The organism is Bacillus sp. RC240 (assembly GCF_044907945.1).
Taxonomy (GTDB): domain Bacteria; phylum Bacillota; class Bacilli; order Bacillales; family Bacillaceae_G; genus Bacillus_A; species Bacillus_A mycoides.
In genome coordinates this window covers 1,015,902-1,028,778 of the sequence record NZ_JBIYCT010000001.1, presented here as the reverse complement: position 1 = coordinate 1,028,778, position 12,877 = coordinate 1,015,902, and the positions used below count along the sequence as shown (strand labels likewise).

General features: G+C 32.3%; 10 protein-coding genes. 6 read left to right on the top strand and 4 right to left on the bottom strand.

Annotated features, from left to right (window positions below):
• Positions 1–169: 169 nt before the first annotated feature.
• Positions 170–631 carry a GNAT family N-acetyltransferase gene (locus tag ABH955_RS05405; protein ID WP_404490938.1) on the bottom strand — a complete coding sequence of 154 codons (462 nt, stop codon included), beginning with the start codon at positions 629–631 and terminating at the stop codon, positions 170–172.
• Between the two features lie 513 nt (positions 632–1,144).
• Here ABH955_RS05405 and ABH955_RS05400 point away from each other — a divergent pair.
• The 5 genes from ABH955_RS05400 to gerXC all read left to right on the top strand — a co-directional run bounded on the left by ABH955_RS05400 (position 1,145) and on the right by gerXC (position 7,464).
• Complete coding sequence (locus tag ABH955_RS05400; protein WP_002085363.1) at positions 1,145–2,575, top strand: ABC transporter permease; 1,431 nt, start codon at positions 1,145–1,147, stop codon at positions 2,573–2,575.
• Between the two features lie 11 nt (positions 2,576–2,586).
• A complete protein-coding gene (locus tag ABH955_RS05395) occupies positions 2,587–3,264 on the top strand; it encodes an ABC transporter ATP-binding protein (RefSeq protein WP_404447814.1) in 678 nt (225 codons plus the stop codon).
• 438 nt (positions 3,265–3,702) lie between these two features.
• Complete coding sequence (gene gerXB, locus ABH955_RS05390) at positions 3,703–4,782, top strand: spore germination protein GerXB (RefSeq protein ID WP_404447811.1); 1,080 nt, start codon at positions 3,703–3,705, stop codon at positions 4,780–4,782.
• 56 nt (positions 4,783–4,838) lie between these two features.
• Positions 4,839–6,317 carry a spore germination protein GerXA gene (gerXA, locus tag ABH955_RS05385; protein ID WP_404453782.1) on the top strand — a complete coding sequence of 493 codons (1,479 nt, stop codon included), beginning with the start codon at positions 4,839–4,841 and terminating at the stop codon, positions 6,315–6,317.
• Positions 6,304–7,464 (top strand): spore germination protein GerXC, encoded by a 1,161-nt coding sequence (gerXC, locus tag ABH955_RS05380; protein ID WP_000739710.1) that lies wholly within the window; start codon positions 6,304–6,306, stop codon positions 7,462–7,464. The genes gerXA and gerXC overlap by 14 nt, the downstream gene beginning before the upstream one ends.
• 229 nt (positions 7,465–7,693) lie before the next feature.
• Here gerXC and bla read toward each other — a convergent pair whose 3' ends face one another.
• Positions 7,694–8,629 (bottom strand): class A beta-lactamase, encoded by a 936-nt coding sequence (bla, locus tag ABH955_RS05375; RefSeq protein WP_404447804.1) that lies wholly within the window; start codon positions 8,627–8,629, stop codon positions 7,694–7,696.
• Positions 8,630–9,098: 469 nt separating this feature from the next.
• Here bla and ABH955_RS05370 point away from each other — a divergent pair, with 469 nt between their 5' ends.
• Complete coding sequence (locus tag ABH955_RS05370; protein WP_002168309.1) at positions 9,099–10,391, top strand: hypothetical protein; 1,293 nt, start codon at positions 9,099–9,101, stop codon at positions 10,389–10,391.
• A gap of 57 nt (positions 10,392–10,448) precedes the next feature.
• Here the strand turns inward: ABH955_RS05370 and ABH955_RS05365 are convergent, their stop codons facing one another.
• Both ABH955_RS05365 and ABH955_RS05360 read right to left on the bottom strand, forming a co-directional pair.
• Complete coding sequence (locus tag ABH955_RS05365; protein ID WP_002189716.1) at positions 10,449–11,921, bottom strand: sensor histidine kinase; 1,473 nt, start codon at positions 11,919–11,921, stop codon at positions 10,449–10,451.
• On the bottom strand, positions 11,914–12,579 hold the full coding sequence (locus ABH955_RS05360; RefSeq protein WP_000800741.1) for a response regulator transcription factor: 666 nt from the start codon (positions 12,577–12,579) through the stop codon (positions 11,914–11,916). The genes ABH955_RS05365 and ABH955_RS05360 overlap by 8 nt, the downstream gene beginning before the upstream one ends.
• Positions 12,580–12,877 lie beyond the last annotated feature (298 nt).

Below are 12,877 nucleotides of genomic sequence, written 5' to 3'. Positions count from 1 at the left end.
TTGCTTATTTTCGTATCAAAAGGTACACCTTTTGAAGTGACGTAATTTATATGAAAGACAATGTGTCAATTTGTATATTTAATACAGTGATAGTTACCATAATTTTCGAAGCCTATAGTTAATTAACCTTACAATATACGTCTTTTTGGTATATGAATAGCTATATTCATTAGAGAAAGAGTTTTAATCCTTCATGAGAATCTTTAAAACCTAATTTCTTATAAAAGTGTAAAGCTTCTTGTCGTTCTTTATCTGTTGTTAACTGTACTAAATGAAATCCCCGTAATTTAGCACGTTGAATAGCCCATTTAATAAGTTTACTTCCTATACCTTTACCACGTTTTGATGAGGCTGTCCGTACACCCTCAATTGTAGCTCTCCACCCCCCTTGACGTACAATGTAAGGCGTAAATGTAATTTGTTGAATACCGACAATCTCCATCCCATCACACGCTACAATCAACTCGTTATTTGGATCACAATCAATAGCATGAAATGCTCTTATATAACTATCAGGGAGTGGTGTTTCATAGCGCTCTCTTTTATTTCCTAAAACATCATCAGCAAGCATTTTTACAATTTCATCTAAATCATCTGCCGTTGCAATCCTAAATGTTATAGTTTCTGTCACTATCAAAAAACCTCCTTAATGTATGCACTTGTTACTTTTATTTTACTTGTTTAAATACAAAAGGTTAAATTATAAAATATTATGAGTCTCTATAACTTTTTCTTATAGATAGCATAAAAGCCTAACTTATAAAATTATAAGTTAGGCTTTTTAAAACAATATTATTATTAGAGAATCCGACCAACTTCAATAAACCTCCATATTCTTTAATGAATTTTCATATTTAACAAGCACACATATAACCATCCAAATAGGGTGGTTTTTATTTGTTGTATAGAAATTACGTAATAAGCATGGATTTGTATGCTCTCATTCAATGCTATCTAAAGCCATAACTTCCTTGCCAATATTCAAAAACGATTACGTTTTTGAATATGTGTTCCGGTCTTTCTTGACCAGGTCAATGAATAACTACACATAAACTCCTTATATCTCTAGATAAACTACCGATTAGCTCCATATAGACTCTAGATAACCTATATAAAATACAAGTTATCAAGGAGGTAAGAAAAAATGAACTTTATGAAACGAGCAATTCTCAGTATGAAAAAAAGAGTAGGAACATCATTAATTTTGATGGCAGTTTTCCTAATTGTTACAAATTTAGTGTTGGCAGGATTCACAATCCAAAATGCATCAAAAAAAGCTGCTGATGCAGCAAGAAAAAAACTCGGTGCAGATGTTACTTTAAGTCTTGATTTTGACAAATTAGGTCAACAAGCTAGGGAAACTGGAGAGATGCCTAATCCACCGAAGCTTAATACAAAAGAAGCAGATCAATTAGCGAAGTCAAAGTATGTAAAAGACTATAATTACATAACTAGCACTCTCGGAATTTCTGACGGACTTAAACTAGTAGGGGCTTCAGAAGGAGAAGAAGAAGGAAAAGGTAAGGCGGGAATGGCGGCTGTACGAGGCGGTTCAGGCTCCGGTACAGAAATAGATATGAATTCTTCTTTTATGATTGAGGGAGTTCGCAAAACTGCATTACAAGAAAGCTTTAAGAATGGAAAAAGTAAAATCATTGATGGGAAACCAATTACAGAACAGATGAAAGATCAGAATGTAGCTTTAATGGAAAAACGATTAGCGGAATTAAACAACTTGAAAGTAGGAGACAAAGTTAAAGTGCAATCAGGGGATAAGAAGGAAACCCTGGAGGTTGAAATTATCGGTATTTATGAAACGAATGAGCAAGCAATGGGGCAACAAGCTCCTCCTATAATGGATCCAGCTAATAAACTATATATGCCGCATTCAACTATGAAAAAATTAGAAATAGATCAAGGTATAAGTAGCATTCAAGTCGTGTATTTCTTGAAAGATCCACAAAACATTGAAGCATTTAAAGAAGAAGCAAAAAAATCTGATATTGATTTTAATTATTATAAATTAGATGCACATGATTCGTTGTACAAACAAATGATTGGGCCTATCGAAAATATCTCATCTACTTCTCAAATGATTATTTATATTGTATCAATTGCAGGTGCGATTATTTTAGGGTTAATCATTATGTTATCGATTAAAGCACGTCGTAAGGAAATGGGGATTCTATTGTCCATTGGAGAGAAAAAGTGGAAACTGATGGCGCAGTTCGTAGTAGAAGTAGTATGTATCGCTATTTTAGCATTTGGATTATCCATAACAACAGGAGCGAAAATTTCTCAATTCATAGGGAATAATTTACTTTCGAGTGAAATTGCTACAGCAGGAGAAGAAACAAACACACCACAAAATGGAACTGTAATGGTAGCTGGACCTGGTGGAACTGTACAAAATCAAAAAGAGGATCCAATTGATAAAATTAATGTAAGTGTAACTGGAGAAGATGTAGGGAAAATGGGGGGGATTGGACTAGCTATTGCTATATTAGCAACGCTTCTTCCAGCATTATCTATTCTACGCCTGAATCCAAAACAAATTCTTTTAAAAGATGAATAAGGAGGCTCGATATGGAGACGATTTTACAATTTAAAAACTTAGATTATTATTATGAAAGTAACGGAAAAAAAGTAGCGATACTAGAAAATGTTAACTTTTCTTTTCAAAAAGGACATTTCTACACGATTCTAGGACCATCCGGATCTGGTAAAACCACTACGCTTAGCTTAGGTTGTGGGCTAGATATACCTAAAAATGGTTATGTACTATTTAATGGAAAGGATATTCGGAAAATTGGTTTGGATCGGTACCGTAATCAAAATGTATCGGTAATTTTCCAATCTTATAATTTGATTACCTATATGACTGCTCTTCAAAATGTCTTAACAGCAATGGAAATTACAGGTGTTAAAGTGCAAAATAAAACGGCAAGGGCGTTAGAATTATTAGAGAAAGTAGGACTTACAGAAGTAGAAGCGAAACGAAATGTTCTGCAACTAAGTGGCGGGCAACAGCAGCGTGTAGCAATCGCTCGAGCGTTATCTTGTAATGTTGATTTACTGATTGCGGATGAGCCGACAGGAAACCTCGACGAAGAAACGGCAATGGATATAATAGAACTGTTTCAAGAACTTGCACATAAAGAAAATAAATGTATTATTGTTGTGACGCACTCACAGGAAGTTGCTAAAAAATCAGACCGTGCAGTCTATTTATGTAAGAAGAAGTTGGTAGTAAACGAAATTTAATATCACCCTAGTTTTTTAATTCACATAATTTTCGAAATCAGTTTCTTCAAATATTTATATTTGATATACAATATAACCAAGCCATAATTAAAATGGTCTCCCTGTATTGAATGTTAAGATAGTTTGTTATTCCCTTTTTAACAATTTTTAGAAAAGAACTTGTAGTATATTCTACAGGTTCTTTTTGTTATGATCGGTTTACTATATCATTGAAGAATTGCATATAAAAAACGGGACAGTATTTAGGTGTATGATCTAAATACTGTCCCGTTTAATTATTTATTTGAAAAAATGAACTAGCTTACATCTCATGTGATAGATTTTATAAATAAGAGCGTTTAATTGTCCATGGCTCTAAGCACTAACCATTTGGAATAAAGATGCAATGTATCAGTTATACTATGTAATATTTATTCATTACAAAATATGGTGGTATGTATGACTAAGCAAACAATTACTTTATTTCAAGTTTCTATGATACTCATTGGTAGTATTGGGATAATTAATCATGTCATTATGATTCCTATGTTATTAGATACCTCAGGTAGAGATTCGTGGATCTCTATCATATTAGTAAGCATTATATACTTGATTTGGATTTCATTAATATTCATCATATATAGAAACATAAAAAATGAACACTTGTTTTCGTGGTTAAAAAATAATTTTGGGAAACTCAGTGTATATCCAATCATATTCATAGTTGTGATTTATTTAATAACAATTGGTGTCGTTGCACTAAAAGAAACATTAACCTTTTTCTCCTTTTATTTACCAGAAACACCTCATTTTGTATTAGGAATACTTTTTTCAATGATTTGTCTCTATAATGCTACAAGAGGAATTCAATCTATTGCACTTACAACAGGTGTTTTGTTACCTATTGTATTCCTACTTGGTTTTTTTGTAATGTTTGCAAATGTTCCGCATAAAGATTATTCTTTACTTCAGCCAATGATAGAAAATGGAATGAAGCCAGTATTTAAGGGAATGGTTTATCCTGCAGCAGGATTTTTAGAGTTGATTTTTATTCTTTTCTTACAGCATCACATTTGTTCAAAAGTCAAATTATATCAACTGATCGCTTTGGGAATGGTTATTATCGGTATCACAATAGGCCCAGTTATGGCAGCTATTATAGAATTTGGACCTTTCGTAGCAGCAAACCAACGATATCCAGCATTTGAAGAATGGAGACTTGTGTCAATAGGAAGGTACATTGAAAATTTAGACTTTCTCTCCGTGTATCAGTGGCTTGTAGGGATCTTTATTCGTCTATCACTTGTTGTTTTTCTTATACCAGATTTGTTATCAATTACAAATCGAAAAACGAGAAATGGGATTATGTTTGCAATACTTTCATGTATTTTATTAATAAGTATACTACCCATCAGTGACTCTAGTTTCTATTGGTTTGTATCTCAAATTATTTTACCAGTTTCAGCTTTAGGGCTATTTTTGTTTTCTATCTTACTAATAGTGTTTGTATGGGTTGCTAAATTTAAGAAAAGCTCTTAAAAGAGTATGGGGATGTATTTTATATAAGGTTGCTGAGTTTGAAGGAGACAACGTAGATGAACAAACAAGTAGAAATAAATGAGAAGATAATACTAGAGTGGTTTGAAGGATGCAACGATGTAAAAGTAATAAAGCGTGAATTGGATGAGAAAGAAAAAAGGAATTCAGTATTGTTTATGTATTGTCAAAACTTAATTGACAATACAAAATTAAAACAAGCCACATCATCCCATGTTTGCAAAGAGCTTTTAAGTAATTCAATAGAAGAGTTTAACCTCTCAACATTAATTCCCCAGTTATCAGTAAAGAAATTAGATATGGTAAATTCGAATGAAACTATCTCTCAGATTATATTTGAAGGTAACCTCCTTATTATTTTTGAAGAATCTAAACATGGATATATAGTTGATATTGCCCAAATACCTACCAGATCGGTTGAACAAACAAATACAGAGATGACCATTCGTGGTGGACGTGATGGATTTGTTGAAGAGTTAAACACAAATATAGGATTAATTAGAAAAAGACTAAAAACGAGTTCTCTTAGTTATGAAGAATTTATTATTGGAGAAAGAACACAAACTAAAATAGCACTCCTGTATTTAAAAGATGTCGCATCCCAAGATATCATTAATCAAGTTCGATTAAAATTAAGACAAATTAAAATAGACGGGGTTGTTTCAAGTGCACAAATTGAAGAGTTAATCACAAACAATCAATTTAGTGTATTTCCTTTAGTCGAATATACAGGGCGCCCTGATTATACTGTGAATTGTTTGCTATATGGGCGTTTTATTTTACTGGTTGAAGGGTCACCAACAGCGACAATTGCACCAGTTACATTTCCTTTTTTTGTGAATACATCTGAAGATCAAGATCTTTTCTACATATTCGGTAGCTTTGTACGACTTGTAAGTCTTTTGGGGATAGCAATTTCTATATTTCTTCCAGGAATTTGGATAGCACTAATTACATATCATCCAGATCAGATTCCCTATACGTTGCTAGCTACATTAAGCTTATCAAGAGAAGGGATTCCTTTTCCAGCTCCTTTAGAGGGGATAATTATGATGACCTTATTTGAAATTTTGAGACAAGCAGGATTGCGTGTTCCTGCCGTATTCGGTCAAACATTATCTGTTGTAGGGGGATTAATTATTGGACAAGCTGCTATTAGTGCAGGAATTGTTTCAGCATCTATGGTCATTATAATAGCAATCTCGGTTGTTTCGACATTTGCTTTAACTAATCAGTCAGTAACAGGAATAATAAGTATATTGCGGTATGTAGTATTCTTAGTATCTTCTTTATTAGGCATAGTAGGATTTATCTTTTGTGTCCTTGTGATGGTGATACATGTAGTAAATTTACGCTCTTTTGGAGTTCCATTCTTTACACCATATTCACCCCCTGTGTTTAAAAGTATGCTAGCAGCCACATTTAGACTTCCTTTCACGTATATGAAAAAAAGACCTAAAGAATTGCATACGCAAGATAATACAAGGAAAAGAGAGAGTACCGATGAAGAAAAATAAAAGAATAGTTATATTTCTTTTTATGATGTGTACGTTTCTAACAGGGTGTTGGGATCAAAGAGAGTTGCATCACGTTTTGTATATAAATAGTCTAGGTATCGATTTTAAAGATAATAACTATATCATCCGTCCGCAATTTATTAATTTTTCTAACATAGCTAAACAAGAAGGGAGCACTACCCGTAATTACAGCCAGGCCTATATCGGAAAGGGAAAAGGCCCCATTTTAGATGAGGCAGCATTTGATTTTTATAAGGGTGCTCAACAAGAAATCTCATGGGAGCATCTCAAAACAATTGTTGTAACAGAGAGATTTCTAAAACATGGTGACTTAAATCAATTTAATGATTTTTTTTCTCGGTTTTTTCAATTTCGAGATACTATGTGGATATTTGGAACTAAGGAGCCTTTAGAAAATATATTAGCGAACAATAATATATTAAATATTTCTCAATTATATACAATCATTAATTTACCAAAAGAGATAACCAAGCAATATACAATAATAGATCCTTTACCTTTATATAAATTCCAAAGAAATTATTATGAACCTGGGATGACAACTCGCATTCCATTCTTAGCTACGACTAAAACATATTGGAAAAAAGGACATACATCATTTCCAATGTTAAAATTTAGTGGTTATGGTTTTATAAACGATAAATCCTATATAAATCATTTAAACAGCCATGATATTGCTGGGGTTCGATGGACGGATGAAAATACCAAACGAGCTCCATTACTATTAAAATTTAACAAGAAAATCATTGGACATATAGTATTAAAAAATCCAAAGATAGATACAAAGCATTTTATTAAAAATGGAAAGTTACGTATGCTTATGAACATCCATTTCGATGCTGATATTTTTCAATTAATAAATTCTATGCCTGTAAATGATATTAAAAAAATTGCAGAGGACCAAGTTGAAAAAGAAATTAAAAAAACGTACCGAAAAGGAATCGAAAGAGGGATTGACACGTATCAGTTATCACATTCCTTATATCGGCAGAATTCTAAATTGTGGAAACAATATAAAAAAGAGGGGGGGATACCCCTTCAAAATAAAGAATTAGATTTAAATGTCTCGATTAATATAGCTACAAATGGAAAATCTAAAAATATGCGTAATATGATTGAGCATTAGAATGGTTGAAGATGAAAGGAAACGTAAAATATTAACTCTAAATAGGAGATTCGAACGCGAAAGACCACTACGATGTGGTGGCGGAATGGGATGAGAGTTCGATTAGGAGCAGAAGGAGGCTTTTACCTCCTTCGTTGTCTGAAAATACGCTTACACTTCTTAGCGTTTAGATAAGTACTAGTCTTTAAAACTAAATGTGCCGTAAAGTAGGAGCAGCTTAAATTCATTACTATGATTTATTTGTTACTTTTAAAGCGTCTAACACTATTTTAGTTGCATTTGCAATAAGTTTATCATCGTATTTCGCATCTTCTTTCGCATGATTAGAAAGTATCGCAAGAATAATTGGCTTTTTATTTGGTGGCCAAATGATTGCAATATCATTCCTTGTTCCATAAGACCCAGAGCCGGTCTTATCGGCTACTTCCCATTCTCCTGGAACTCCAGCACGAATTAAGTTGTCCCCCGTAGTATTTCTTTTCATCAAATCTATTAAAAAGTTCCGTTTCTCAACTGAAAGTATATCGCCTAGCGCGTATGCTTGAAGACTAGTAGCTAATGCCTTTGGGGTACTAGTATCACGAGTGTCTCCTGGCTGCACTTCGTTTAATTCTGGTTCAAAACGTTCAGGATTTGTGACAGTATCTCCTATTTCTCTCAGTGATTTTTTGAATTCACTTGGCCCACCTAATTGCTTAAGAATAAGATTTTGTGCAGTATTATCGCTATATCGAAGGGAAGCATCCGCAAGCTCTTTCAGAGTCATACCTGTATCTACATATTTTTCAGTAATTGGATTGTAATTCACAAGATCTTTGCTAGTATACTTAATTCTTTGATCTAAATTTTCTATTGATTTCTTTTGTAACAGTGCTCCAACAGCAAGGGCTTTGTGGGTAGATGCGTATGCAAACCGTTCATCTGAACGATAAGTAACGGTTTGATTCGTACCTGTGTCTAATGCATAAATACCAAGTTTAGCATCATATTCTTTTTCCAGCTTTACAAAAGAATGATTACTTGTATTTTCTTGTTTGGTTTGTTTCGGTGGTGCGGATTGAATATTACTATTGGAACAGCCTATAAGCGTTACACATGAAAGTAATACTACAGGTAACATCTTTTTATAATGCGAAATGTGAAAAAACTTCTTTGAAACTATCATACATTTTCAACCTCTTTCAAGAATATATGGATTTTGTATAGGTATTTTACATACCTATACAATTAACAAATGCACAGGATAGCACTCATCTTGTGTTTCTTGCATTACAAAATGAGAGAACTACCAAAAGCACCTTTTTTATACGTAATAGACAATCTAAGTAACACATTTGTTCCATTTATGATTAAGGTTTTGAATATATCCATTAATTTTATTTATAAGAATCACAAAATCCATCTTTTTTGCACGCCACTTAATTTAATGTGGATTTAGATTGAGTTTACCTCGTAATGGGAATTTCAATTGGATTGCGCATATATAACAACCTCGTTCCGGACAGAATAAGTAATAACAACTACTGATTTCATTTTAAGTGAGGTGTTATACGATACATACGACAAAGCAAAAAAGACTTGTGGTGCAAAGTATAACTACATTTAGTCTACTAATAACGACTATCTTTACACCCATGCTTATTTACATTGTTTATGGATTACAGATTTCGAAAGGCTTTGAGGGATACTGGCCATCAATCCTGTTTTATACAACTTATATGACGGGTGTGTTTATCTGGATACCTATTGTGAATAAGGCTGGGATTCACCGCTCCTTATATTGGACTGTTTCTATTCTGATAGTATCATTACTTAGTGTTACTTTCTTTGGATGGAGTTCAAGATGGCTAGAAATAAGTGCGTTAGTTTCTGGTTTTGCAGTTAGTACAATTTCTACCATGACGAGTACTTTATTGTTTCTACATGTGGAAGGCGGGGGAAAGGTTTATAATAAAAATCAACAAGCGATTATTATTGGTATCGTTTTTCTTTTACTAATAATCGTTTTGTTAGCGATTAGTTTTTTATCGCCGCCGCTGATAACATGCATATATGGGATTTGTTTAATCAGTATCCTTTTTGCTATAAAAAAAATGCCGAGAACAGAGTTAGCCAAAGGGCTTTTACCTATCTCCATCGTATCGGTTGTAGGAAAGTTTCTTTTTGTCTCAATGCTTATTCTTTTGATTCGAACAAGTCGTAACATAAATAATGAACAATATATTTTTTATTTTTTTCTACTTTCTATAGCGCTTATTTGTTTCATGTTTTTGAGTTTGTTGAAAGGAAAGTTCTTTCATAAACTTTCATCTTCTTTACCAATCCGCTTAAAGGCAGAATCATTTTTACTTGGATTAGGAAATGGATATTTATTTTTGATGGGTATTTTTTATAGTTTTACTTTCTATAACATGTTAACCTGTATTTTCATTGTAGTTGGACCATACCTATTAGGGATTTTGATGTCCATATTTTTAGATATCAAAGCTGCTAAGAAAGTTAATCCAATCCATTTGTTTTTAGTAAGTACTTTAATCATGATATTCGGGTTTTATTCTCCAATATTTATAGTCCTTAGCGTTACATTTGGAAGCTATGCCATTAATAGTATTTCTTCTCAAAATAATATGAAAGTATATATGGTGAATGCTACACATAGAGAGCTTTCTTTACTCATTTACACAACATGGAGAAATATGGGGAATATATTTTTACAATTTTTTATATTGATTGTGATTGTGGGAGTAGGGGTGTTTTACGATGTCGAATGGTCGCAACTTTTCCAAACAATTGTTGGGAAGGGTCAAATGCAGATTGAAGGGTTATCCGTACAACGATTGATGTTTATGTTAGCAATTTGCTGTTGGCTTGGCATGGTGGGCTTAGGTATGTGGATTGGTAAAAAAGCTAATCCCAATATTGCTTAAAAAGTAACTCGAAAAATATCAATACTAAAACTACAAAAAACAAACAAACTCGTCCTACTAAGAGGGGAGTTTGTTTGTTTTTTGTTTAGATAATGGAATGTTCATGCAAAATTGTACACTATGTTCCATATTTTTTATAGAATATTTTATATCTAGCGTTTCAAGAATTTGTTTAACAATATATAGCCCCAAACCACTTCCTCCAGTATTTCGATTCCTTGATTTTTCAATTCGATAAAATGGTTTGAAAATTTGTTGTATATCCTCTTCTTTAATATTGACACCTGTATTCATAATTTGCATTTTGATTTGACCTTGTTTAGAATCCTCACTTAACTTTATATAGACTTTTTCATTATGTGGTGAATACATAACCGCATTATGGATAATATTTTTACATGCTTTTTCAAAAAGAACACGATCTGTATAAACAGAAAGATCAGAATCAATTTCTTTTATTATTTGGATGCTTTTTTGAGAAGCAAAAAATTCGAGATCTTTTGTGATTGTATCTATTAACTTCGAAAGATTAACTTCTTCTACTTTTAGTTTAAAGGTGTGTTGTTCTAATTTCGACATGCTTAAAATTTCACGGACTAATTGTTCCATACTTTCAATAATTTGATGATTTTTCTTTAAATATTGATCACGATTTTGATAAGGGCCAATATTGTATATCATCCCTTCTAAGTATCCTTTCATTACAGTTAGAGGGGTCTTTAATTCATGTGCTACAATCGCAAAAAACTCTCTGCGTTTTGTTTCTATTTCTCGTTCTTTTTCAATATCATTTTTTAATTGTTGATTTGCTTTTTTTAAATCAAACATAGCTTGTTGTAAGTTAATAGACATGTCATTCAAACTATTAGATAATTCTCCTAACTCATCTGTAGAGCGAACCTCAATTTTTTCGGAGAAATCTAAATTTGCCATCTTTTGTGCACCCTCATTAATATAAATAAGTGGTTTTGTAATAAACCTGGAATAGAAATAAGCACTCCCTACACCAATTATGAGTACAATGATACTAATATAGGGGAGAAAGCGTACTAAAACCTGTGAAGCTTCATCAATTGGTTGAAATGTAGCAAAGACTATAAGCGTTAAACTACCATCTTGGAATTGAATTGGTTTCGTAACGTTATATGAATTGCTAAGGGTACCTGCATTCTCGAACCGTGTGGCTCTAGTAACTACTGTTGTTTGCGAACCATTTTGAGTAAAAGAAAATGAAGGAGAGTATTTAATTATTCCCTCATTATTTTGAAGATAAAGCATCGCATTATTTTTTTTTGCATATTCATCAAAAAGTGGTATCGCATCTTGAAACGTAAGATCTTTAGATTTATCAATGATTTCTTTTATCCCTGTTTGAAGTTGATCTGTTTTGTATTGCTCATAAAACGTAGGGAGAAAGAAGTATAAAGTTAAATAAATCAATACTGCAAAGGATAACAAAATGAGAGAGGTAGTCATAAAGAGTTTATAAGTAATTTGCTTCATCTTCATGATTTTCACAATACTATTCATCAATTTTATAACCAATACCCTTTATTGTTTTAATATAAGGGATAGCTAACTTTTTACGTAGGTTTTTAATATGTGTATCAATTATTCGTGTTTCTCCAAAATAATCGTACCCCCAAACTTTTTCTACGATATTTTCTCTTGTGAGTACTTTTCTCTCATTTTGAAATAGTAGTTGTAGAATTTCAAACTCTTTTGTCGTTAATAAAATTTCAACGTCATTTACATATACTCTATATGCATCAACATCGATACGTACTTCTTTAAATACCAAATGATTATTTACATTTTTATCATAACTTCTTCTAAGTACAGCTTCGACTCGTCTAATCAAAACATGAAACGAAAAGGGTTTTGTTATATAATCATCGATTCCAAGATCGAAACCTTTCATTTGATCTTCCTCTTCTTCCAATGCAGTTAGCATAATAATTGGTACGTTTGACTGACTTCGAATCATCTTGGATACTTCAAATCCATTAAGATTGGGCATCATTACATCTAGAAGAATTAAATCAAAGGATTGCTTATTAAATTGTGTCATACCCTCTAATCCATCTGATGCAACTACAACTGTATACTGTTGTGTCATTAAAAATTGTTTAATTAATTCCTGAATTTCTTGATCGTCTTCTACCACGAGAATATGATAGTTTTTCATAATATCACCTCTGGTAGTCATTATAGCCTTACTATCTGGAGTTTATGTGGAGATGAATAGGACGTATATCTTGTTAGCTCTACGTTCAAGATTGTGTGTTATCAACTAATAAGTATTAATAGCCACATAACTTTTTTACGGATAAATAATTGTATGCTTAAAAAAATACTCATCGTATAAAAAGATGAGCGATTAATATTTACAAAAAACTAATGTATAATAATGTGAAATACATGTAATTTCTTAAATTGTATGAAAATATATTTTCGCTTCTTTACCAGAAGGGGAAATAGAAAAT

Coding starts and splice junctions, on each gene's coding strand:
- ABH955_RS05400 (WP_002085363.1), top strand. CDS start 1,145: ATGAACTTTATGAAACGAGCAATTCTCAGTATGAAAAAAAGAGTAGGA.
- ABH955_RS05395 (WP_404447814.1), top strand. CDS start 2,587: ATGGAGACGATTTTACAATTTAAAAACTTAGATTATTATTATGAAAGT.
- gerXB (WP_404447811.1), top strand. CDS start 3,703: ATGACTAAGCAAACAATTACTTTATTTCAAGTTTCTATGATACTCATT.
- gerXA (WP_404453782.1), top strand. CDS start 4,839: ATGAACAAACAAGTAGAAATAAATGAGAAGATAATACTAGAGTGGTTT.
- gerXC (WP_000739710.1), top strand. CDS start 6,304: ATGAAGAAAAATAAAAGAATAGTTATATTTCTTTTTATGATGTGTACG.
- bla (WP_404447804.1), bottom strand. CDS start 8,629: ATGATAGTTTCAAAGAAGTTTTTTCACATTTCGCATTATAAAAAGATG.
- ABH955_RS05370 (WP_002168309.1), top strand. CDS start 9,099: ATGCTTATTTACATTGTTTATGGATTACAGATTTCGAAAGGCTTTGAG.
- ABH955_RS05365 (WP_002189716.1), bottom strand. CDS start 11,921: ATGAATAGTATTGTGAAAATCATGAAGATGAAGCAAATTACTTATAAA.
- ABH955_RS05360 (WP_000800741.1), bottom strand. CDS start 12,579: ATGAAAAACTATCATATTCTCGTGGTAGAAGACGATCAAGAAATTCAG.